At 61.9% G+C, this 23,771-nt stretch carries 19 protein-coding genes; 16 read left to right on the plus strand and 3 right to left on the minus strand.

Annotated elements, in window-relative coordinates:
* Nucleotides 1-406 precede the first annotated feature (406 nt).
* Nucleotides 407-955, plus strand: coding sequence for a GcrA family cell cycle regulator (locus I2G20_RS11625; RefSeq protein ID WP_196259887.1), 549 nt, complete (start codon nt 407-409; stop codon nt 953-955).
* A 103-nt stretch (nt 956-1,058) separates the two neighbouring features.
* On the opposite strand, the gene I2G20_RS11630 is transcribed toward I2G20_RS11625, so the two are convergent.
* Nucleotides 1,059-2,156: an ATP-dependent DNA helicase gene (locus I2G20_RS11630; protein WP_196259888.1), complete on the minus strand. Its 1,098-nt coding sequence runs from the start codon at nt 2,154-2,156 to the stop codon at nt 1,059-1,061.
* A gap of 80 nt (nt 2,157-2,236) precedes the next feature.
* On the opposite strand from I2G20_RS11630, the gene I2G20_RS11635 reads away from it, so the two are divergent.
* Nucleotides 2,237-2,779, plus strand: a complete 543-nt coding sequence (locus I2G20_RS11635) for a DUF924 family protein (RefSeq protein WP_196259889.1) — start codon at nt 2,237-2,239, stop codon at nt 2,777-2,779.
* On the opposite strand, the gene I2G20_RS11640 is transcribed toward I2G20_RS11635, so the two are convergent.
* Both I2G20_RS11640 and ppk2 read right to left on the minus strand, forming a co-directional pair.
* Entirely contained in the window at nt 2,773-3,693 is a 921-nt protein-coding gene (locus tag I2G20_RS11640; protein ID WP_196259890.1) for a sugar kinase, read from the minus strand. The two genes, I2G20_RS11635 and I2G20_RS11640, sit on opposite strands and share 7 nt — an antisense overlap.
* A gap of 38 nt (nt 3,694-3,731) precedes the next feature.
* Nucleotides 3,732-4,574, minus strand: coding sequence for a polyphosphate kinase 2 (ppk2, locus tag I2G20_RS11645; RefSeq protein WP_196259891.1), 843 nt, complete (start codon nt 4,572-4,574; stop codon nt 3,732-3,734).
* A gap of 206 nt (nt 4,575-4,780) precedes the next feature.
* Here ppk2 and I2G20_RS11650 point away from each other — a divergent pair, with 206 nt between their 5' ends.
* The 14 genes from I2G20_RS11650 to infB all read left to right on the plus strand — a co-directional run bounded on the left by I2G20_RS11650 (nt 4,781) and on the right by infB (nt 23,696).
* On the plus strand, nt 4,781-5,974 hold the full coding sequence (locus tag I2G20_RS11650) for a sensor histidine kinase (RefSeq protein WP_196259892.1): 1,194 nt from the start codon (nt 4,781-4,783) through the stop codon (nt 5,972-5,974).
* 241 nt (nt 5,975-6,215) lie between these two features.
* Nucleotides 6,216-7,256 (plus strand): substrate-binding domain-containing protein, encoded by a 1,041-nt coding sequence (locus I2G20_RS11655; protein ID WP_196259893.1) that lies wholly within the window; start codon nt 6,216-6,218, stop codon nt 7,254-7,256.
* A 68-nt stretch (nt 7,257-7,324) separates the two neighbouring features.
* Nucleotides 7,325-8,704 carry a phosphate ABC transporter permease subunit PstC gene (gene pstC, locus I2G20_RS11660; protein ID WP_196259894.1) on the plus strand — a complete coding sequence of 460 codons (1,380 nt, stop codon included), beginning with the start codon at nt 7,325-7,327 and terminating at the stop codon, nt 8,702-8,704.
* A gap of 10 nt (nt 8,705-8,714) precedes the next feature.
* Nucleotides 8,715-9,998, plus strand: coding sequence for a phosphate ABC transporter permease PstA (pstA, locus tag I2G20_RS11665; protein WP_196259895.1), 1,284 nt, complete (start codon nt 8,715-8,717; stop codon nt 9,996-9,998).
* A 47-nt stretch (nt 9,999-10,045) separates the two neighbouring features.
* Entirely contained in the window at nt 10,046-10,846 is an 801-nt protein-coding gene (gene pstB, locus I2G20_RS11670) for a phosphate ABC transporter ATP-binding protein PstB (protein ID WP_196260090.1), read from the plus strand.
* 13 nt (nt 10,847-10,859) lie between these two features.
* Nucleotides 10,860-11,564 (plus strand): phosphate signaling complex protein PhoU, encoded by a 705-nt coding sequence (gene phoU, locus I2G20_RS11675; RefSeq protein ID WP_196259896.1) that lies wholly within the window; start codon nt 10,860-10,862, stop codon nt 11,562-11,564.
* Nucleotides 11,565-11,580: 16 nt separating this feature from the next.
* Nucleotides 11,581-12,273 (plus strand): phosphate regulon transcriptional regulator PhoB, encoded by a 693-nt coding sequence (phoB, locus tag I2G20_RS11680; RefSeq protein WP_196259897.1) that lies wholly within the window; start codon nt 11,581-11,583, stop codon nt 12,271-12,273.
* Nucleotides 12,274-12,446: 173 nt separating this feature from the next.
* Entirely contained in the window at nt 12,447-13,214 is a 768-nt protein-coding gene (locus I2G20_RS11685; protein WP_196259898.1) for an ImuA family protein, read from the plus strand.
* Nucleotides 13,108-14,664: a Y-family DNA polymerase gene (locus I2G20_RS11690; RefSeq protein ID WP_246473042.1), complete on the plus strand. Its 1,557-nt coding sequence runs from the start codon at nt 13,108-13,110 to the stop codon at nt 14,662-14,664. The genes I2G20_RS11685 and I2G20_RS11690 overlap by 107 nt, the downstream gene beginning before the upstream one ends.
* Before the next feature lie 5 nt (nt 14,665-14,669).
* Nucleotides 14,670-18,023, plus strand: a complete 3,354-nt coding sequence (locus I2G20_RS11695; protein WP_246473059.1) for an error-prone DNA polymerase — start codon at nt 14,670-14,672, stop codon at nt 18,021-18,023.
* 147 nt (nt 18,024-18,170) lie between these two features.
* On the plus strand, nt 18,171-18,803 hold the full coding sequence (rimP, locus tag I2G20_RS11700) for a ribosome maturation factor RimP (protein WP_196259899.1): 633 nt from the start codon (nt 18,171-18,173) through the stop codon (nt 18,801-18,803).
* Between the two features lie 14 nt (nt 18,804-18,817).
* Nucleotides 18,818-20,428, plus strand: a complete 1,611-nt coding sequence (nusA, locus tag I2G20_RS11705; RefSeq protein ID WP_196259900.1) for a transcription termination factor NusA — start codon at nt 18,818-18,820, stop codon at nt 20,426-20,428.
* A 14-nt stretch (nt 20,429-20,442) separates the two neighbouring features.
* Nucleotides 20,443-21,063 (plus strand): RNA-binding protein, encoded by a 621-nt coding sequence (locus I2G20_RS11710; RefSeq protein ID WP_196259901.1) that lies wholly within the window; start codon nt 20,443-20,445, stop codon nt 21,061-21,063.
* Complete coding sequence (gene infB, locus I2G20_RS11715; RefSeq protein ID WP_196259902.1) at nt 21,060-23,696, plus strand: translation initiation factor IF-2; 2,637 nt, start codon at nt 21,060-21,062, stop codon at nt 23,694-23,696. The genes I2G20_RS11710 and infB overlap by 4 nt, the downstream gene beginning before the upstream one ends.
* Nucleotides 23,697-23,771 lie beyond the last annotated feature (75 nt).

Genomic DNA, 23,771 nt, shown 5'->3' on the forward strand with positions numbered 1-23,771 from the left:
TCAGTCCAAGCACGTATCATCCAGCCCCGCTTATGGTCGCGGATGCCGCAAAAGTCAATCTCCCGCGCCCCGTATGGCCCGGATTCAGGGCCTGTGCGGGGCTTTGACTCACACTGGCCACAATCGCGGGCTAAGTGAGCCTCGTGCTGGCGCTGTGTGCGGTGTGCAACAGCTTCCCCGGATTTGTGCACTTGGACAAATTTGAGCGGGGATTATCTTGGGAAACTCGCTCGCGACTCTTGAAAGCGATTCCCCCGCCTGTGTAGGATGATCGCCATTGGGAACACGACATCTCGTGTGGCGGACCCCATCACTCTACGAGAACTGGTATCTCGTCCATCGGATGTGTCCGGCGGAGAGTGATCGGATTCTGAATCGTCATTCGGCCTGGGAGCCTTTTTTGATTATGACCTGGACTGACGAACGTGTAGCTCTTCTCAAGAAGCTCTGGATGGAAGGTCTGAGCGCAAGCCAGATCGCAGCCGAGCTGAGTGGCGGGGTCACGCGTAATGCGGTGATCGGCAAGGTGCACCGGCTCAAGCTGTCAGCACGGGCCAAGCCGACCAATGTCTCCCCGCGCCCCAAAGCGCCGCGCACAAGCGCGCCGCGCCGGCCATCCCAAGGTACTGCCGGGAGTACGCGCACCAATCTCAACGCGGGCAGTCCACGCCGCACCGGCGCCGCGCCTGTCCTGGGAGCGACCGCGCTCAAGATCGATACGGACCTTGAGGCCGAAGCGGTCATTGAAGTGCAGACCAAAGCCGCCGAGCTCTACATCCCCGTCGAAGAACGCATCTCGTTGTTGCAGCTCTCTGAAAAGACCTGCAAATGGCCTATCGGCGATCCTATGTCGAGCGAGTTCCACTTTTGCGGTCGCACTTCCGAAGAGGGAAAGCCCTATTGCGACTTCCACGCCCGCCGCGCATACCATCAGGTCGACCGCAAGAAACGGTGACATATTGGGCATGGCGTTGAACGTGAGGCGGAATGAACAGGGCAGTTCCTTCAGTCAGCTGTAATGCGCGGATTTGGGCCGCTTCAGCAGCCGCCCTCGTTTGCTACCGCACAACGGTGACCCTTTCGGCCGCACGCGTAATGCCGGTATAAAGCCAGCGCGCCGCTTCCTCTCGGAAGACAAAGCTCTCGTCGAACAGATAGACGTTATCCCATTGGCTGCCCTGTGCCTTATGGACCGTAAGGCAGTAGCCATAGGTGAATTCATCGTATTGGCGACGGAGTTGCCAGCTCATCTCTGCATCCTCTCCAGTAAAGAATGCCTCGTGAGTCCTGACTTTGGTCTGGACCGCGGTACGATCGGCATCCTCGGGATCGATGGTCATTTCCAGCGTCCCGCCGGCCCGCTTCTTGATTTCCGCCACTGTCCATATCTGGCCATTCAAAAGCTTTTTCTGCGGATTGTTTCTAAGGCATACCAGCCGGTCCCCCTTCACGGGTATTTCCGGGGGCAGGTTTTTGAGTTCGCGGATGCGGTTGTTGTAGTGGAGCCGGGTCTTGTTGCGACCGACAAGCACCTGATCGACACAAAGCACCTCGGACTGGTCGATGTCAGCGCGCGGGATCACCTTGCTCTCGCCATAAGTTCCGTAGTCGAGCCCCCTGCCCTCGCGGATATCGAGAGAAAGCCGCACCAGCGGGTTGTCACGTGCCTGGCGGTGAATTTCGGTAAGCATGATATCGGGTTCTTTCGCCGTGAAGAATCCTTCCCCCTGCACGGGCGGTAACTGGAACGGATCACCGAGCACCAGCACCTTGGTGCCAAAGCTCAAAAGATCGGTGCCCAGCACCTCATCGACCATCGAGACTTCGTCGATGACGATCAAATCGGCATTGGCTGCCGCCGATTCCGGGTCGAGTACGAAACGCGGCTCGCCTTCCTTTTCGGAAATCCGCGTATAGATCAGCGAGTGGATCGTGGACGCGCCCTTGCAGCCGCGCTTGCGCATGACGAGTGCCGCCTTCCCTGTAAAAGCGGCGTATTTGACCGTTTTGACATCCTTGGCGAGATGCCGCGCGAGGGTGGACTTTCCGGTGCCCGCCCAGCCGAACAGGCGAAAAACCTGTGCGCCACCGGGATCCTTGAGCCAGGCCGCGACAGTTTTCAGCGCTGCGTCCTGCTGGCTGGACCAGACAACCATTTCCGGGCCACACTTCTCTTCAAGAATCACGAATGGGCGAGAGTATCCTCGCCCCAACGCGAACAAAACAGGAAATTCCCATGCAGTCCAAGGACGTTCTCGATTTCTGGTTTGTCGAACACGGGCCAGACGACTGGTATTCGGGCGATCCAGTGTTCGATGAAAAATGCGCAGAGCGGCTTTCGGCGGTCCACGCCAAGGCTGTGCGAAGCGAGCTTTGGACATGGCGGGAAACGGCCGAGGGGCGCCTTGCGGAAATCATTCTCCTCGACCAGCTTTCGCGGCAACTGTTCCGGGGCCGGCCCGAGGCTTTTGCTTCCGATACGTTGGCGCTGGCGCTGGCCCAGGAGGCTATCGCGCAAGGCTGTGACAAGCAGCTCGACCTCCATGGACGGCTTTTCCTCTACATGCCCTTCCAGCATGCGGAATCGCTGGTCATCCAGGAGGAATCGGTCCGACTTTTCAAAGGCCTGGGCGATGACGAATATCTGCCCTATGCGATCGAGCACCACGAGATCATCGAAAAGTTCGGCCGGTTCCCCTTGCGCAACAAGGCGGTGGGGCGAAAATCGACGCCGGAGGAAATCGCCTATATCGAGGGCCGTGGCGACAAGGCCTACTGAGCGGCGGCCTCGAGCTTTTCGCGCGGCACGATTGCGCCGTGATAACCGATGACGATAGCGGCTGTCGCATGGCCCGCTTTCGCCGCCGTCTCGGGATCGGCGCCCTTGAGCCGGGCGGCGAGATAACCGCCGTTGAAACTGTCGCCCGCGCCAGTAGCATCGACCACTCTATCCGTTTTTTGCGCGGCAACGCGCCACAGCCCTTCTGCAGTCACCACCAAAGCGGGGTTGCCGCCGTTCTTTACGACTACCTCTTCGGCCCCCGCCTCGCGATAGCGTTGCGCTGTCGCCATATCGTCGGCGTCGCCAAAATAGGGTACTTCATCCTCATGGGTAGGCAGGACGATACTTGATACGCCTGCCGCAGCCGTCAGCGCCTCGATCACCGCGTCCTTTCCGCTCCAGAGCGCGGGCCGGATATTGGGATCAAAGCAAACCGTGGCGCCGTTTCGGCGACGCTCACCGATAGCGCCGAGCAATTGCGCCTGCGCCTGGGGTGCCAGAATGGCGAGGGTGATGCCTGAAAAATAGATGACGTCAGCCCCGTCGAGCGCCTTGTTCAATGCGGCCTTGTCGTCGGCCAGGAGCTTGGCAGCCGAGGTGTCGCGCCAATAGGTGAAATGGCGGTCGCCATCGGCCTGATGAATCATATAGAGACCCGGGCGCTTGCCCTTGATCTCGCTCACATGAGCGGTGCCGATACCGAAACCCTCGATATGCGTCCGCATCTGCCTTGAGTAGAGGTCGTCGCCGAGCGCTGTCAGATAGTCGACCTCCCATTCATCGCCCAGCCGCATCTTCAGATAGTAGGCCGTGTTGAGCGTGTCGCCGGCAAAGCCCATGCGATAGGCGTTGTCCGCCCCCCCGCTCATTTCGATCATGGCCTCTCCGATGGAAACGACGCGCCCGACCATCTGTTGCTTCCTCTGCCTGAAAGATGGGTGTGATTAGCCTATCCGTGACGGGCAAGATAGCCCTCGGCCGAGAGGACGATATCGGCATCGATCTCCCCGAGCGCCGAGAAATCCTTGCCTTCATATTCGATCGGCCACAGCACCTGCTGGATGGCGGCGAGGCGCGCGCGCCTCTTGTCATTGGCCCGGATGACGATCCACGGCGAATCGGCGGTATCGGTGGCCGCGAACATGCGATTGCGGGCTTCGGTATATTCGTCCCAGCAATCGAGGGCCTTGAGATCGACCGGCGAGAGTTTCCAGATTTTCACCGGATCGTGCCGGCGGTCGTGAAAGCGCTTCAACTGCATTTCCCGCCCGATCTCGAGCCAGAACTTGAAAAAATAGACCCCGGAATCATTGAACAACCGCTCAAACCCCGGTGCCTCGCGCAGAAAGGTTTCGGTCTCGTCCGCCGTACAGAAGCCCATAACGGGTTCCACCACCGCACGGTTGTACCAGGAGCGGTCGAACAAAACGATTTCACCCCCCGCAGGGAAGTGTTCGACATAGCGCTGGAAATACCATTGCGTGCGCTCGCGGTCCGAGGGTTTGGGCAGTGCCACGGTACGCGCGTTGCGCGGGTTGAGGTTTTCGAGAAACCTCTTGATCGTACCGCCCTTGCCGGCCGAATCCCTGCCTTCGAAGAGCGCCAGCACCCGCTGGTCGGACTTGAGAAGATGGGACTGGAGCTTGACCAATTCGATCTGGAGCGCGCGCAGGCGCTTTTCGTACGCTTTGGAATCGAGCGGTTCCTCATAGGGATAGCCGCCGCTGGTCAGCGCGTTTTTTCTGATCGCCTTGGGCAACTCGGGATTTTCGAGATCGAACGCATCGGACATCTGGACCGCCTCTCCTTGGACACATTCTATTTACGCAGTCGGGGCCAAGCTGATAAGCCCTTGGGCGTCATCATCGCGTTGTCATGGATGTCCGATATGCCAGTGCCATGCTGGACGGTCGATTCGCTATGAGATTGGATCCGCCAGCCCACCTGTCGCCCCGTCGCGGCGTTCGTTTTCCCGCGCATCCGGCTTTCGCCGTCTGGATGGCCGGCGTTGTTATCCTGGGTGTATTGATGGCGTTCGGACGGCTTTCCCTTGTCGATGGTTTCGGGTCGGTTGTCGGCCTCGGCGTCCTGAGCACGCTTGTGGCGCGGCTCACCGGGCGGCGCGGCGGCGAGAACAGGCAAACGGCGGTTGATAGTGGGCTCGACCCCAACGTGGCCCGTTTCGCCGATACGCTCGCTGAACCCTGCCTGCTGGTCAACGAGCGCGCCGTGATTGTCTATTCCAACCCGGCTGCGGTCCAGCGTTTCCCGCGCGCCAAAGTGGGCGATCCCCTTGCCTTCACCCTGCGCAATCCCGAACTCGTCGAAGCTCTCGGCAGGGTGCAGGAAACCGGCGAAGCCCAGCGTAGCGAGCTTCATATCACTGCCCCCAACGACGTCTGGTATCGGGCCGTCGTCGTCCCGTACCGGCCCCATGGCGAGGATGGCGTGCAATTTACGTCCATTTCGCTTTACGACTTCACCGAACAGAAGCGTACCGACCGGATGCGCGCCGATTTCATCGCCAATGCCAGCCATGAATTGCGCACGCCGCTCACCTCGCTTTCCGGGTTCATCGAGACGCTGCAGGGGTCGGCGGCAAACGATGAAAAGGCGCGGGCGCGTTTCCTCGGCATCATGCGTGGACAGGCCGAGCGCATGTCGGCGCTGATTGATGATCTTTTGTCCCTCTCGCGCATCGAATTGCGCCAGCACGTCAAGCCAACCGGCGAGGTCAATCTCAACCTGCTGATCCGCGAGGTCGCGGAATCGCTCGAGCCGCGACTGGCCGAAGGCGGGGTGGCGCTAAAGCTCGATCTCCCGGATGCTCCGGTCATCATCAATGGCGACCGGCAGGAGCTCTACGAGGTCATCGAGAATCTCGCCGACAATGCACTCAAATATGGTGGCGCGGGCGGCAGGATCGAAATCACGCTTACCCCCGACGCCTCGCGCTCGGGGGCCCATCATGGATTGACGGTCACCGATTTCGGCCAGGGGATTGCCGAAGAGCACGTGCCGCGCCTCACCGAGCGCTTCTATCGTGTGGACAGCGAGACCACGCGCGGCAAGAAGGGGACGGGGCTGGGCCTGGCCATCGTGAAGCACATTGTCTCGCGCCACGAGGGCGAAATGACCATCCGCTCCAAGCCCGGCGAGGGAACACGGGTCGAGATCCTGCTCCCGCGCTGAGCCCGAACCTTCTCCCCCTGTAACGGAACTACCTGCACGCAATTGCTTTGCACAGATCTCGCGCTGAATTTCTCTTTTTTTCCAGCAATTTAAGCCGTCATCCAAGTGTCATTTGACCGTCATATAAGCGTTAGCTGCGGGTTCTAGGTTGCGCTCGTTTCGCGATGGGACGTCCTCTCGGGCGCGTTCATCACAGGGGGCAACAGCCCGGACGCTTCTGACACCAAGGAAGATCAGAATCATGAAAACCGCACTTTACGCCAGCGCCGCTGCGCTCGCCGTCGTTGCCGCATTTGGCGCAACCGCTGCGAACGCCCAGAGCCGTGACCAGATTCGCATCGTGGGCTCCTCCACGGTGTTCCCTTACACCCAGGCCGTTGCCGAACAGTTTTCCGCGATGACTGGCGGCACGGCGCCCGTCGTCGAAGGTACCGGTACAGGGGGTGGCATGCGCATCTTCTGCGAGGGCGTAGGCACCGAATACCCCGACATCACCGGCGCTTCGCGCCCCATGACCCGGTCTGAATATGACGCCTGCATTGCCAATGGCGTGGATAGCGTGACCGAGGTTCTTATCGGCTATGACGGCCTCTCCATCGCCATCTCGCAGGATGGCGCCGACATGGACCTGACCAAGGCCCAGATTTTCCAGGCCCTCGCTGCCAAGGTCGAGATCGACGGCGAAATCGTCGACAATCCCTACCGCCGCTGGTCCGATATCGACGCTTCGCTTCCCGACATGGAAATCGAGGTTCTCGGCCCCCCGCCGACCTCTGGCACCCGCGACGCGTTTGTTGAACTCGTCATGCACCCCGGCTGTGCCGCATTCCCGGCTATTGCCGCCCTTGAAGGGGACGAGCGCCGCAACGTTTGCGATCGCATGCGCCAGGACGGACCGTTCATTGAAGCCGGCGAGAACGACAACCTCATCGTTCAGCGCCTCAATGCCGACAGCGGGGTTCTCGGCATCTTCGGCTACTCGTTCCTTTACGAGAACCAGGACACCCTCAAGCCCGTCCTGATCGAAGGCGTCGAGCCCAATGAAGACACGATCGGCGATGGTTCGTACGGCGTAGCGCGCCCGCTGTTCTTCTACATCAAGAACGCCCACCGCGGCGTCATCCCCGGCCTTGAAGAATTCGTGACCGAGTACGTGTCCGAAGATTCCTTCGGCCCGGGCGGCTACCTCGAAGAACGCGGCCTGATCGCGCTTTCCGACGAAGACCGCGAAGCAACTCGCCAGCGCGTTGCCGCCGGCGAACACTTCGACCGCTACCAGTAAAAACGACGGGGGGCCGGAAAACATCCGGTCTCCCCTTTTTCCAGGGCAAAGACGGGGAATCATTGGCGATGCTTGGATATCTGGTTCTGGCCATCATCGTTTTCTCGCTTGCCGCCTTTTATGTCGGACGGTCCGCCGGCAACCGCTTTGTCGCCGTCGAGGGTGCAGCCACCCACTCGCTTCCCGGATATCACGGGGCTTTTGTCGCCATATGGGTAGGCGTGCCGGCGCTGGTTCTCGTGTTGCTCTGGCTCCTGTTCCAGGAAACGGTTATCGACGGCCTCCTGCTTGCCGGCCTGCCAGCCGGAGCGATAGACGGTCTGAGCGCGGCACAGACCCGGCTCCTTCTTTCCGAGATCAAGAACGTCGCTGGGGGGCGGATGTTCGGTACGCCGTCCGAGATGGTTCTCGAGGCCGCCCAAACCTATCTCCGCTGGCAGGGGATTGCAGGATGGGCGATGATCGTCGTCGCCGTCGCAATCATGCTGATCGGCGGATTCCTGGCCTATACGCGGCTTGCACCGCGTTTTCGCGCCCGGCACGGCGTCGAGCGGTTCGTGACCGCTTTCATGATTTTCTGTTCCGCCGCCGCGATCCTCACGACACTGGGCATCATCGTTTCGCTGGTTTACGAGTCGCTTCAGTTCTTTGCGATGGTCCCGGCGCATGAATTCTTCTTCGGCCTCAACTGGGAACCGCAGATTCCGATCCGCGACGACCAGGTGGCTGGTGCCGGCGCCTTCGGGGCGGTACCGGTCTTTCTCGGAACACTGCTGATCGCCACCATCGCCATGATCATCGCCATTCCGGTGGGGATATTCTCTGCAATTTATCTGGTCGAGTACGCCGACAAGAACGTACGCAACTTCATAAAGCCGATCCTGGAAATCCTAGCGGGCGTCCCGACGGTGGTTTATGGCTTTTTCGCCGTTCTGACCGTCGCGCCTGCCATCCGACAGGCCGGTAATCTCCTGGGCCTTTCGACTTCGCCCAATTCCGCGCTCGCCGCCGGTCTTGTCATGGGCATCATGGTCATCCCCTTCATTTCCTCGCTCTCGGACGATGCCTTGCGCGCTGTGCCGCGCTCGCTGCGCGATGGCTCGCTCGCGATGGGTGCGACGCGGGGCGAGACGATCACCAAGGTTCTGGTCCCGGCCGCCCTGCCCGGCATCATGGGCGGCGTCCTGCTCGCCTTTTCGCGTGCCATTGGCGAAACCATGATCGTGGTCATGGCCGCAGGTCTGATCGCCACCATGACCATCAACCCCCTCGACTCGGTGACAACGGTTACCGTGCAGATCGTGACGCTTCTGATCGGGGATACTGCATTCGACAGCCCCAAGACGCTCGCTGCCTTCGCTCTGGGGCTCGTGTTGTTTGTGGTGACGCTGTGCCTCAACGTCGTCGCGCTGACCATCGTGCGCAAATATCGCGAACAATATGACTGAGGACCGAAAGATGACCGATATCACCGCCCCCTCAGTTACCTTTGCCGACCCGGATCGCATGGCGGCGCTGCGTCGCCGACGCTATGCCGCCGACCTCCGGCTCCGTTTTTACGGCATCGCCGCCATCTGCACCGCGATCGGTCTTCTGGGCATTCTTGTCACGACGCTGGTCATCGGAGGGTATTCGGCCTTCACCCAAACCCATATCCGCGTTGCCTTCGATATTTCCGAAGACCTGGTGGACCGAGGCGATCCGGCGCAAGGGCGTTGGCGGACCGTCGTTTCCGACGCAATCGAGGAGATGTTCACGGGTGTAGAGGGCGCCGATATGCGTGCGGCGGGGCAGATTCTCACCAACAACACCCAGTTCATCGTGCGCGATGCGGTTTTGCGCAATCCGGGCGTCATCGGATCGACCCTGGTGCTCGAAATTCCCGCGGCCGACCCTTATGACCAGCTCAACAAGGGGGTCATCAACCGCGACCTGCCGGAGAGCCGCCGCCGCCTCAACGACGGCCAGATCGCGCTCTGGGACGTGTTGGTTGAACAAGGCCGCGTTTCGCGCCCGTTCAATTGGGCGCTGTTCTTTAACGCGGACAGCCGTTTCCCCGAGCTTGCCGGGCTCGCCGGCGCCATCACCGGCTCCTTCTATGCACTTCTTGTGTGTTTCGTGATCAGCTTTCCCGTGGGGATTGCTGCGGCGGTCTATCTCGAGGAATTTGCGCCGCGCAACCGGCTCACCGACATCGTCGAGGTCAATATCAACAACCTTGCCGCCGTGCCTTCCATCGTCTTCGGTTTGCTCGGGCTCGCCGTGTTCCTGCAGACCTTCGGGCTGCCGCGCTCGGCCCCGCTGGTGGGCGGCCTTGTGCTGGCGCTCATGACATTGCCCACTATCATCATCGTCACCCGTGCTTCACTCAAGGCGGTTCCGCCCTCGATTCGTGAGGCGGCACTGGGCATGGGCGCGTCGCGCCATCAGGTCATCATGCACCACGTGCTGCCGCTTGCGCTGCCCGGCATATTGACCGGCACGATCATCGGCCTGGCCCAGGCCCTGGGTGAAACCGCTCCGCTCCTGCTCATCGGCATGAATGCCTTTATTACCAGCCCGCCGGGCGGCGTCATGGAGGCCTCGACTGCGCTTCCGACCCAGATCTTCATCTGGGCCGACAGCCCCGAACGCGGCTTTGTCGCGCGTACGTCGGCAGGTATTCTCGTGCTGCTGGGCTTCCTCATCACCATGAACGCCGTCGCGATCTTTTTGCGGCAACATCTTCAGCGCACCTGGTAAACCAGCAAGGACCGCTCAAAATGGCCAATCCAGCTCCAACGCCGGCGATGGAAAGCTTCCAGACCGTCCGCACCGCCGACGCCAACGCCAATCCGGCGCGCTTGAAAGCAGACGGGGTCAACGTGTTCTATGGCGAGAAGCAAGCGTTGTTCGACGTTTCGATCGACATCCCGGAAAAGTCGGTTTCCGCCTTCATCGGGCCTTCGGGCTGCGGCAAATCCACCTTCCTGCGCTGCATCAACCGGATGAACGATTCCATCGAAGGGTGCCGGGTAACCGGAGATATCACGCTCGACGGCGAGAATCTTTATGATGCGCGCCTCGACGTAGTGGAGCTTCGCGCACGGATCGGGATGGTGTTCCAGAAGCCCAATCCTTTTCCGAAGTCGATCTTTGAGAATGTCGCCTACGGCCCCAAGATCCACGGGCTGGCGCGGGACAAGACCGACCTTGAGGAGATCGTTGTTTCCTCGCTCAAGAAGGCAGGGCTGTTCGAGGAGGTCAAGGACCGGCTTCATGCGCCCGGCACGGGCCTGTCCGGCGGCCAGCAGCAACGGCTTTGCATCGCGCGCGCCATTGCCGTCGGCCCCGAGGTAATCCTGATGGACGAGCCGTGCTCCGCGCTCGACCCGATTGCCACCGCCATCATCGAGGAACTGATCGACGAGTTGCGCGAGAACTACACCATCGTCATCGTCACCCATTCGATGCAACAGGCGGCGCGTGTTTCGCAAAAAACCGCTTTCTTCCACCTGGGCAAGCTGATCGAAGAAGGGCCGACCGAGGGCATATTCACCAATCCGCGCGAAAAGCGCACACAGGACTACATCACGGGCCGTATCGGCTAAGGGAGAAGCGGCGATGCCTAACAACGAACATATCGTCTCGTCCTACGAAGACGAGCTTACCGAGTTGGCCCGCGCGATTTCCGAAATGGGCGGTCTGGTCGAAAAGGCGCTCGCCAATGCGGTCGATGCTCTGGTGCGCACCGACGAGGAGTTGGCGATGGCCGTGGTCGTCGCCGACAAGAAGATCGACGCCATGCAACACCTGATCGACGAGAAATCTGTTTCGATCATTGCCCGCCGCCAGCCGGTCGCCTCGGATCTGCGCTTGGTTATCGCCTCGATCCATGTGGCCAACGACCTCGAGCGCATCGGGGACATGGCAAAATCCACCGCCCGCCGCGCGACCCAGTTCGAGGGGGTCACCATGTCTACCCAGTTCAAGAACGGGTTGCGTCACATGGGCGAATTGGCGCAGCGACAGGTCAAGCTCGCACTCGACGCCTTCGCTGCCAAGGACAAGGATACGGCGGTCGAGGTGTTCGAGCGAGACACCGATGTCGATGCCCTCTATGTCTCGCTCTTCCGCGAGCTTTTGACCTACATGATGGAAGATCCGCGCAACATCACCATGTGCACGCATCTCCTGTTCTGCGGCAAGAACCTCGAGCGCGTGGGCGACCATTCGACCAATATCGCCGAACAGGCCTATTTCCTCGCCACCGGTAAGTCTCTGATTTCCGATATCGAGGATTTGCGGCGCGAAAAGCTGCAACCGTGAGGGGGACGCGAAACGGATGATCCCGCAGGTTCTTGTCGTCGAAGACGAAGCCGATCTGGTCGAGCTTTTGCGTTACAACCTCGAAGCCGAGGGCTTTTCGGTCTCGGCAGCCGAGGATGCCGATGAAGCGGTGCTGCGCATTTCCGAGCGCAAGCCCGACATCATTCTTCTCGACTGGATGCTGCCCGGCACTTCGGGCATCGAGATCTGCCGCCGGCTGCGCGCGCGTCCGGAAACCGCCTCGGTGCCCATCATCATGGTCACGGCGCGCGGCGAGGAAGAAGAACGCGTACGCGGGCTCGCGACGGGGGCGGACGACTATGTCGTCAAGCCCTTCTCGATCCCCGAGCTCCTGGCCCGCATCAACGCACTCCTGCGCCGCTCGAACCCGCAATTGATCGCCGCCGTGCTCAAGGCCGGCGATATCGAGCTCGACCGCACCACCCATCGCGTAAGGCGTTCGGGCAAGGAAATCCACCTTGGTCCGACCGAATACCGCCTGCTCGAATATCTCATGGGCAATCCGGGGCGCGTCTATTCGCGCGAGCAATTGCTCGACGGGGTTTGGGGTACCGACGTTTATGTCGACGAGCGCACCGTGGATGTCCATGTGGGACGCCTGCGCAAGGCCATTAACCGTGGCCGCGTCAAGGACCCCATACGCACCGTGCGTGGCGCCGGTTATGCGTTCGATGAGAAGTTCGTATAGGACGGACAATCGCAGGAAAGCCATTGTCGCGTCTCGCCTTTTGCAGACTGAACCTTGGCCCACGGGCCCGGCGCAGGATCTGACCTTCCTCCAAGGGTAAGCACCCCTCACCTCTGGCCAGTTGACTCCCGACGCGCTTGGAGTCTTTAATAGAACAAAATAGGAACAATTCTATGGACAGAGCACACGATGCGCTGGGCCGGCTGCGTGCTATTGCCAGCATGTCCGCGCCTCTTATGGCGAGCGAGACGGTTTCTCTGGGCGGGCAATTGTCCGGCCTGCCGGCCCTTTCGCGCAGCACGGTGCATGAGTTTTTTGCCCTCCGGAAGGAGGATGCGCCCGCCACGACAGGGTTTGTTGCCGGGGTGGTGTCGCGCGCAGGGCGGGAAAGCCGCCTCTCGCTCTGGGTGCGCTGCGCGCCCTTGCGCGCGGGTGCGCTTTACGGCGCTGGCCTCGCCGGCATGGGCATCAACCCCGCAACGCTGATCCATCTGCCGGTGGACAATGAAAAGGATGCGCTTCGCGCCGCCCTCGAAGGGTTGCGCTGCAAAGGATTGGCCAGCGTCGTCATCGACATCGCCGGCCCCGCGCCCCATCTCGATCTGACGGCCACCCGACGCTTGAAACTCGCCGCTGCCGAACACGGCGTTACCACCCTGATCCTGCGCGCGGGAACCGACCCCAGCCCGAGCGCGGCGCAAACCCGCTGGCAGGTTGCGCCATCGCTCTCGGCTTCGCCGGGGCTTAGCCTGCCAGGCAATCCCGCCTTCGCAGTGACGCTTTTGAAACACCCGTCCGAGGGAACCGGACGCAGCTGGGAAATGGAGTGGGACCATGAAACCCGCGCCTTCGCTCCAAAGACGCTATCTCGCCCTGTGGCTTCCTTACCTTTCGACCGAACGCATCGAGAGGCTGGAGAGAGCCTCAGGGCGCGCGCCTGACAAAGCCCCGCTCGTTGTTGTCGGGCGGCGTGAAAACGCCCTCCGGCTGGTGGCCACGGGCCCCATGGCACGCAAGGCTGGACTGCTGCCCGGCCTTGCCTTCGCCGATGCCCGCGCCCGCGTGCCCCTCATGCGTGTCGAAAAGGAGGACGAAGCGGCGGACGCGATCCTGATCGGGAACCTCGTACGCTGGTGCGACCGCTATACCCCCGTCATCGCCCAGGACCCGCCCAATGGCCTGATGCTCGAGATCTCGGGCAGCACGCACCTGTTCGGGGGCGAGAAACCGCTGATGGACGATGCCATTACCAGACTCGCCCGCATGGGCCTGACCGCGTTTGCCACCATTGCGGGCACGACCCGCGCCGCCCGCGCGCTGGGCCGCTTCCGCGCCACCGGCACCATCGCCCCGCCGGGAGCCGAGCGCGATCATGTCGCAAGCCTGCCCGTAGAGGCGCTGGAAGCCGACGAAAAGGTTTCCCTGGCGCTAAGGCGTGCCGGATTGAAGACAATCGCCGATCTGGCGTCCCGCCCGCGAAAGCCGCTTGCCGCCCGCTTCGGGGAGGATCTGACCTTGAGATTGGCCGAAGTGCTGGGCGAGATCGATCGACCCCTTGTCCCCCATCGCCCGCCTCCGGTCTTTTCCGCCGAGTGCCGCTTTGCCGATCCGATCGGCCTTGCGGACGATATCGATGGCGCGCTGTCCGGCCTCGCTCATGAGCTGTGCGAGGGTCTTTCGAGGCTCGACCGGGGCGGACGGGCTTTCGAGGTCACCTTTTTCCGTGCCGATGGCGCGGTGCGGCAGATCGAGGTGTTGTCCGGCCAGCCTTTGCGTGCACCCAAAACCCTGTTGCGGCTGATTTCCATGCGGCTGGATGCGCTCCCCGATCCGCTCGATCCTGGCTTCGGGTTTGACATGATCCGTATTGCGGTTCTGGATGACGATGCAGCCTCCGCCGTCCAGCCGGGGCTCGATGGCGATAATGGGCACGAACGCTCGGTCATCGATCTCATCGACCGGCTTGCCGCGCGGTTCGGTTCGGATGCGGTCAACCGGTTCGTCGCGAAAGGTAGTCATCTGCCCGAACGTGCGGCCCTTGCGGTTCCGGCTCTCGGAGCGCAGACCGGATCGTGGCCCGAAATGGGGACGAAGCCGCCGCGTCCGCTATTTCTTCTTTCACCTGCCGAACCCATTGAGGCGATGGCGGCCGAGGTGCCCGACGGCCCGCCCAAACGCTTCCGCTGGCGCGGCGTGCTATACGATACGCTATATGTCGAGGGGCCCGAACGCATCGCCCCCGAATGGTGGCGCGCGGCAAAGGACGTAAAGTCACGCGATTATTTCCGCGTCGAAGATGGCGAGGGCCATCGCTTCTGGCTCTTTCGCTACGGGCTTTACGGACATGAACGCGAGCCCGTGCGCTGGTTTATGCATGGACTGTTCCCATGAGGCTCATGATGAGTGGGTATGCCGAGCTGGTAACAGCCACAAATTTCTCTTTTTTGCGCGGCGCCTCCCACGCGCAGGACCTCGTCCTAACCGCGCTTTTGCTCGGGCAGTCGGGGATAGGGATTTGCGACCGCAATTCGGTGGCAGGCGTCGTGCGTGCCTATGGGGCGCTCGAGGATTTGCGTGAAGGGGAGGTCCTGCTCGAAAAACGGCGCGAAGGGTCCGGACCGGGGGAATACGGCGTCAAGGCGCGGTATCGCGAGGAGGATTTACCCTTCACCGTGGCGGAAATCGCCGAACGTGCGAAAAGCTTCAAGCTCGCGGTCGGCGCGCGGCTGGTCTTTATAGACGGCACGCCCGATATCGTCGCCTACCCGCAGGATCGGGATGGCTGGGGCCGTCTGTGCCGGGTGCTGACGCAGGGAAACCTGAAGGGCAAGAAAGGTGAATGCCTCCTGGAATTTTCCGATTTCCGCTTTTCGACGGCCGGGCTGAATCTGATCGTCATGCCGGAAGGCGATCCCGGTCGGCTCGAAGCAACGCTTGCCGAGCTTTCCCACTCGGCGCCCGGTGCCGTCTGGCTTGGTGCGTCGATGACATATAGGGGGGATGACCGCCGCCAGCTGATGGGATTGAAGGCACTGGCCACCCGCACCGGCGTTCCCCTCATCGCCACCAATGACGTGCTTTATCACGCCCCCCAACAGCGCGACCTCCAGGACATCCTTACCTGCATCCGCGCGGGGGTGACCATCGACGAGGCTGGATTGCTTCTGGAGGCCAATGCCGAGCGGCATCTGAAAAGCCCCGAGGAAATGGCGCGGCTTTACGCCGATGCCCCCGAGGCCATCGCCGAGACGCAAACCTTGCTCCAAAGCATCGATTTCTCCCTCTCCCAGCTTCGTTATCAATATCCCGAAGAGCCCATCCCACCGGGCTTTACCGCTCAAGGCTGGCTCGAGGAGTTGACCTGGCGCCGCGCCGCCATGCGCTACCCCGATGGCATTCCGGAAAAGGTGAAGAAGCTTTTGCACGACGAATTGAAGCTGATCGCCGAACTCGATTACGCCTGCTATTTTCTGACCATCAACGACATCGTGCGCGTCGCCGAGGACAAGGGGATATTGTGCCAGGGGCGCGGCTCGGCGGCCAATTCCGCCGTCTGCTATGCGCTGGGCATCACCGCCGTCGATCCCAACGAGAACGAACTGCTCTTCGCCCGGTTTCTTTCCAAGGAAAGAAAGGAGCCGCCCGATATCGATGTCGATTTCGAGCATGAACGGCGCGAGGAGGTCATCCAGCACATCTATAAACTTTATGGCCGCAAGCGCGCGGGGATCGCTGCTACCGTCATCTCCTACCGCCCCAAGAGCGCCATACGCGAGGTGGGGAAGGCGTTGGGACTGACCGAGGACATCACCGCCCGTATTGCCTCGACCGTCTGGGGAAGCTGGAGCGGAGACAAGCTGCCTTCCGACCATATCAAAGAGGCCGGGCTCGATCCCTCCAACCCCGCGATTTTCCGCGCCGTCTCTTTTGCAAGACGCCTTCTGGGCTTTCCGCGTCATCTCTCTCAGCATGTGGGCGGGTTCGTCCTGACCCAGGGCCGGCTCGACGAATATGTGCCCATCGGCCACGCCGCGATGGCCGACCGCACCTTCATCGAATGGGACAAGGACGATATCGACCGACTGGGCATGATGAAGGTCGATGTGCTGGCGCTCGGCATGCTCACCTGCATTCGCAAGGCGTTCGAGTTGATCCATCACCACTATGGCAAGGTTTACGACCTCGCCACCGTGCCCCAGGAAGATCCCGCAGTTTACGACATGCTCTGCCGGGGCGAGTCCATCGGCGTCTTCCAGGTCGAAAGCCGCGCCCAGATCAACATGCTGCCGCGTTTGAAACCGCGCGAGTTCTACGATCTCGTCATCCAGGTCGCCATTGTCCGCCCGGGGCCAATACAGGGCAATATGGTCCATCCCTACCTCAGGCGGCGCACCGGGGAGGAGAAAGTCGAATTTCCCTCGCCCGCCCCGCCCCATGATCCCCATGAACTCGAAAAGGTGCTCAAGCGGACGCTTGGCGTGCCGCTGTTTCAGGAACAGGCAATGAAGATTGCCATGGTTGCCGCCGAGTTCACCGATGTCGAGGCCAACCGGCTGCGCAAGGCGATGGCCACCTTCCGCCACAACGGCACCATCTGGCAGTTCGAGGAGATGATGGTGGAGCGCATGGTCGAGCGCGGCTACACGCGCGAATTCGCGCAGCGCTGTTTCGACCAGATCAAGGGGTTCGGCGAATACGGCTTTCCCGAAAGCCATGCGGCGAGTTTTGCCAAGCTCGTCTACATCTCTTCATGGATCAAGCACTATTACCCCGACGTCTTTGCCTGCGCGCTGCTCAATTCCCAGCCCATGGGGTTTTATGCGCCCGCCCAGATCGTGCGCGATGCGCGCGAGAACGGAGTCGAGGCGCGGCCCGCGGACATCAACGCCAGTACACATAATAACACGCTCGAACCGGGCGGCGAGCACTGCGCCCTGCGCCTTGGCTTTCGCCAGCTCGACGGGTTCAAATCCGAGTGGTCCGAGCGCATCCGCCAGCGCCGCGGCAATGGCTATGCCTCGATAGAGGATGTCTGGCAGCGGACCGGCCTGCCCCACCGTGCGCTGACCATCCTGGCCGACGCCGACGGATTTACCTCGCTCGGGCTCGATCGCCGCGAGGCCGCCTGGGCCGTGAGACGTCTGCCCGACGATGACCCGCTTCCCCTGTTTGCCCACGCCCAGGCGCAGGAACTCAGCCCCGAGCCGGACATGACCCTGCCGCAAATGACGCTTTCCGAGCACGTCATCGCCGATTACCAGACCATCCGCCTATCGCTCAAGGCGCACCCGATGACCTTCCTGCGCCCCTGGTGCGACCGGGAGGGCTTTGTAAGCTGCGCGGGGCTCGAAGCCCAGCGCGACGGCGCGCGCGTCCGCGTTGCGGGGATCGTCCTCATCCGCCAGCGCCCCGGCAAGGGCAATGCGCTGTTCATGACCATCGAGGACGAAACGGGGGTCGCCAACGGGCTGATGTGGGCGCGCGTCTTCGAACGCAAATATCGCCGGCCCTTCATGGCTGCCCGGGTGGCGGTGATCGAGGGCGAGGTGCAGAAAAGTGCAGAAGGCGTGATCCACGTCATCATGAATGCGGTCTACGATCGCTCGGACCTTCTCGACCGGCTGGCCATCGGGCAAAACGTTGTTCCCGAGCTCTCCCGCGCCGATCATGTAAAAAACCCGCTCATCTCGCGCAACCGTGGCCACCCGCGCAACGTCCGCGTGGTGCCCAAATCGCGGGATTTCCATTGAGGGCCTCGTCGGCATAGCGGCGACCCACCGCCCATCAGCCTGCCTTGCATTTCCTCGCGCCCCGCGCTATATCACCGCCAACAATCTCAGAACTAATGAGAGAGTGGGTGCCAACCGGCCCCGCTCTTTTTTGTTGACCAAGGGCCCATGGCACCGATCACCAACACAAAACGCTATGTCCGGGAAACTCCACTCGAAGCCCGCATTGCGGCCATTGTCGAGCCCATTGCGGAATCGCTTGGCTACGATCTCGTGCGGATTCGCGTGACCCAGGAAAATGGCTGCACGCTTCAGATCATGTGCGAGGACACGCATGGACGTTTCACCATCGAGGACTGCGAGGCACTCAATGCCGACCTTTCCCCGGTGCTCGATCTTGAAGACCCGATAGACCGGGAATATCATCTTGAAATATCGTCGCCCGGCGTCGACCGCCCGTTGGTCCGCGCCCGCGATTTTGCCGCCTTTGCCGGCCATGAGGCCAAGGTCGAACTGGCCGACATGATCGATGGGCGCAAGCGTTTCCGGGGCGAGATCGTGGGGGCGGACGACGAGACTTTCTCGATCCGCCTGCCAGACGCGCCCCAGGACGAGGATCCGATTCATCGCCTGCCGCTTACAGCGCTCGCCGATGCCAAACTGGTCTTGACCGACAAACTGCTCGATGCAGCGCGTCAGATGCAGGCCGAAGACCCCGAGTTCGATGATGAAGACGGGGATATTGAAACTATTTACGAAGACCAGATTGACGGCGATCAAGACGCCGAAGAGCGCAACTAGGGAGTTGTTCGAATATGGCCGTTTCAGCCAACAGGCTTGAACTTTTGCAGATCGCCGATGCGGTGGCCCGCGAAAAGTCCATCGACCGCATGATCGTGATCGAGGCGATGGAGGAAGCGATTCAGCGCGCCGCCAAGGCTCGCTACGGCGCGGAAACCGAGGTGAAGGCCGAGATCAATCCCAAGACCGGCGAACTGCGCCTCTGGCGGCTTCTCGAGGTGGTCGAGAATGTCGAGGAATATGGCCGTCAGATTTCGCTGGCCGACGCCCAAGCCAAGAATTCTGCGGCAAAATATGGCGACTATGTCACCGAGCCGCTCCCGCCCATCGAATTTGGCCGCATTGCCGCGCAGTCTGCAAAGCAGGTCATTGTCCAGAAGGTGCGCGACGCCGAGCGTGAGCGCATGTACGACGAATATATCGACCGGATCGGCGAGATCGTCAACGGCACCGTCAAGCGTGTGGAATACGGCAACGTGATCGTCGATCTCGGTCGCGGCGAAGCCATTATCCGCCGCGACGAACTGATCCCACGCGAAATGTTCCGCTATGGCGACCGTGTGCGCGCCTATATCTACGATGTGCGCCGCGAGCAGCGGGGCCCGCAGATTTTCCTCTCGCGCACCCATCCCCAGTTCATGGCCAAGCTCTTCCAGCAGGAAGTGCCTGAGATCTACGACGGCATCATCACCATCCGCTCGATCGCCCGCGATCCGGGCAGCCGTGCCAAGATCGCGGTGACCTCCTCGGATTCTTCAATCGACCCGGTGGGCGCGTGCGTCGGTATGCGCGGCTCGCGTGTTCAGGCGGTCGTTGGAGAATTGCAGGGCGAAAAGATTGATATTATCCCCTGGACGAACAATATAGCAGACTTGGTCGTATCGGCGCTCCAGCCTGCCGACGTCGCTAAGGTCGTGCTCGACGAGCAAGCCGAGCGGGTCGAAGTGGTGGTGCCCGACGAGCAGCTTTCTCTCGCCATCGGCCGCCGCGGGCAGAACGTGCGTCTGGCCTCCCAGCTTATTGGCTGGGACATAGACATCCTGACGGAGCAGGAAGAGTCCGAGCGCCGCCAGAAGGAATTCACCGAGCGTTCGACCCTGTTCATGCAGGCGCTTGATGTCGACGAGATGGTCGCCCAGCTTCTGGCCTCGGAAGGCTTTTCCTCCATCGAGGAACTGGCTTACGTTGACATTTCGGAGATCGCCTCCATCGGCGGGTTCGATGAAGAGACGGCAACCGAAATCCAGAACCGCGCCACCGAGTATCTTGATGCGCTCGAGCGCGAGCAGGACGAAGAGCGCAAGTCGCTCGGGGTTGAGGACGGACTCTACGATATTGGCGGGCTTAACGCCGCCATGCTCGTGGCACTCGGCAAAGACGACATCAAGACTGTAGAGGATTTCGCCGGCTGCGTTGCCGACGATCTCATCGGCTGGTCCGAGCGGAAGGATGGCGAAACCAAGCGCTATGACGGCAGCCTGAGCGCCTTCCCGCTCTCGCGCCAGGAAGCCGAGGACATGATCATGGCTGCCCGGTTGAAAGTCGGCTGGATTACCGAGGACGATTTGCCCCAGGCCGCGGCCGAGGGCGAAGAGGACTTCGCCGAAGGCGCGGTCGCGGAGTAGGGGCCAAACAAACGGTGGCGCGCAGCAACGACACCATGCGCCAATGCGCGCTCACCCGCACCGAAATGCCGGTGGCCAAACTCATCAGGTTCGCGGAATCGCCTCAGGGCGACATCGTGCCCGATGTGGACGGCAAGGCCCCGGGCCGGGGTGTCTGGATCACGCTTTCTTCCGCCGCCGTTGACGAGGCGATCAGAAAGAAAGTGTTTTCCAAAAGCCTCAAGGCGCAAGTGGATGTGCCCGCCGACCTTGCGTTGATGACCCGGTCGCGGTTAGAACAGCGCCTCACGGGGGCGCTTGGATTGGCGCGCAAGGCGGGCGCGCTGGTGACGGGCGCCGCCAAGGTTGCGGCGCTTGTCGAAAAACGGGGAGCTGCGGCGCTGATTACAGCCAGCGACGCAGCGCCAGACAGCCGCCGCAAGATGCTCCAGTCTGTGCGGCGTGCCTATGAGACGCCCGAAGGCCTCGAGCATATCGAATCGCTCGCGTCGGACCAATTGGGTTTGGCATTGGGCCTTGAAAATGTGATACACGCTGCGCTTATTCCCGGCGCGGCTGCAAATTCGGTGATGGAGCGGGCAAATCGGCTCGCGCGGTTCATCGCCACAGACAGAGAAGAAGACGGCACCATATGACCGACAAGGACAATAGCGGCGACAACCAGGGCCCGGGCAAGAAGACCCTGACCTTGAAGGGCGCTCCCAATCTGGGGCAGCGTCCCGGCATGTCGCGCTCTTCGCGCAACACCGTGGTGGTGGAAAAGCGCACGCGGCGGGTTGGCGGCCCAGGAGCAGGTGCGCCTTCGGGCGCCGCGCCCGGCCAACCATCTCGTCCTCCGGCTCCAGGCGGACAGCGTCCGGGTGGCCGTCCCCAATCCTCAGGCCCGCGCCCGTCGACGAGCGGACCCAATCTAACCCAGAGCGAAGCACTGGCCCGCGAACGCGCCCTGCGCGAAGCCGCCGCACGTGCCGAGGACGATCGTGTCAAGGCCGAGCAGGAAGCGCGCCGCTTTGCCGAGATCGACGCTCGGCGCCAGGCCGAGCGCGAGGAAGCTGCACGCCGTGTCACCGAAGAGGCAAAGCAGCAGGCCGAGCCTGCCGCCGAGGCCCAGGAACAGCCAGCCGACGAGCTTGACGCGATCGTACCCGTCAAGGCCGGCCTTGCGCGTCCCAAGCCAGCCCACAAGCCCTCTCCGCGCGCGCCGCAGCCTGACATGCCCCCGCCGCCCCCGCCGGGCGAGGGCGAGGATGATCGCGTGCGCCGTCGCGCTGCACCACCTGCGTCCAAGCAACTGGTCGATCGCGACGAACTCGAACGCGCCAAACGTGGCGCGGTCAACAAGCCCGCAGCTACGCCCGCCCGCCGTGGTGGCGATGCCCATTCGCGTGGCCGGTTGACGGTCACATCCGCTTTCGAGGATTCCGAACGTGATCGCGGGCCCTCGCTTGCAGCGATGCGCCGGCGCCAGAACAAGAAGATGGGTCGCAATGCCCAGGTGCAGCAGCCCAAGCTGATGCGCGAGGTGATCATTCCCGAAGCGATCACCGTGCAGGAGCTCGCCAACCGCATGGCCGAGCGCGCCGTGGTCGTCATCAAGATGCTCATGGCACAGGACATGATGCTCAAGATCAATGACGTCATCGACGCCGATACCGCCGAACTGATCGCGACCGAACTTGGCCATACCGTAAAGCGCGTTGCGGAAAGCGACGTGGAAGAAGGCCTTTATGACGACGTTGCAAAGGATGATGTCGGCGATCTCGAACAGCGTCCGCCGGTCGTCACCATCATGGGTCACGTCGATCACGGCAAGACCTCGCTGCTCGACGCTATCCGCGAAGCCAATGTGGTTTCCACGGAAGCCGGCGGCATCACCCAGCATATCGGCGCCTATCAGGTCGAAAAGAACGGCCAGAAGATCACCTTCCTCGACACGCCGGGCCACGAGGCGTTCACCGCCATGCGTGCCCGTGGCGCGCAGGCGACCGACATCGCCATTCTGGTGGTTGCCGCCGACGATGGCGTGATGCCTCAGACGATCGAATCCATCAAGCATGCCAAGGCTGCCGGCGTTCCGATCATCGTGGCGATCAACAAGATCGACAAGCAGGGCGCCGATTCGACCCGTGTCCGCACCGAACTGCTCCAGCACGAGGTGTTCGTGGAATCGATGGGCGGCGAAGTGCTCGATGTCGAGGTCTCCGCGCTCAAGAAAACCAATCTCGACGGCCTGCTCGAAGCGGTGATTCTGCAGTCCGAAGTGCTTGAACTGAAGGCACCGGCCAATGGCCGCGCCGAGGGTCTGGTGATCGAATCCAAGCTCGACAAGGGCCGTGGCGCTGTCGCAACCGTTCTCGTCCAGCGCGGCACGCTCAACGTCGGCGACATTGTCGTCGCGGGGACGGAATGGGCCAAGGTCCGCGCGCTGATCGACGACAAGGGCGCACAGGTCAAATCCGCTGGCCCCTCGACGCCGGTCGAAGTGCTCGGTTTCTCGGGTGTGCCCGATGCCGGCGACCGTTTCGCGGTTGTTGAAAGCGAGGCGCGTGCCCGCGAGGTCACCGAATACCGCCAGCGCGTCATCCGCGAAAAGACGGCAGGCGGCGGCGCGACCAGCCTCGAGCAGATGATGAACCAGCTCAAGGCCTCGGGTATTGCCAAATTCCCGCTGCTCATCAAGGGCGACGTTCAGGGGTCGGTCGAAGCGATCGTTACCGCGCTCAACAAGCTCTCGACCGAGGAAGTCTCAGCGCAGATTCTTTATTCGGGCGTCGGCGGCATTACCGAATCCGATGTGACGCTGGCCACGGCCTCGGGTGCGATCATCATCGGGTTCAACGTGCGCGCCAACAAGCAGGCGTCCGAGCTCGCGGGGCGCGAAGGCATCGAAATCCGCTACTACAACATCATCTATGACCTCATAGACGATGTGAAGAACGCCATGAGCGGCCTGCTGGCTCCCGAAGTGCGCGAGACCTTCATCGGCTACGCCGAAATCCTTGAAGTGTTCAACATCTCGAAGGTCGGCAAGGTCGCGGGTTGCCGCGTCACCGAAGGCATCGTCGAGCGCGGCGCGGGCGTGCGCCTTCTGCGCGACAACGTGGTTATCCACGAAGGCAAGCTCTCGACGCTCAAGCGCTTCAAGGACGAGGTCAAGGAAGTGCCGGTCGGCCAGGAATGCGGTATGGCCTTCGAGAAATACGAAGATATGCGCGCAGGCGACGTCATCGAATGCTACCGCGTGGAAAAGATCGAGCGCAGGCTGTAAGGACTGCCGACATCGCAAGAGTTCAAAGGGCGCCCTTGAGGCGCCCTTTTTGCAGGCGCGGCTCGCCGGTATAGC

Source organism: Pelagibacterium limicola (assembly GCF_015694405.1).
Taxonomy (GTDB): domain Bacteria; phylum Pseudomonadota; class Alphaproteobacteria; order Rhizobiales; family Devosiaceae; genus Pelagibacterium; species Pelagibacterium limicola.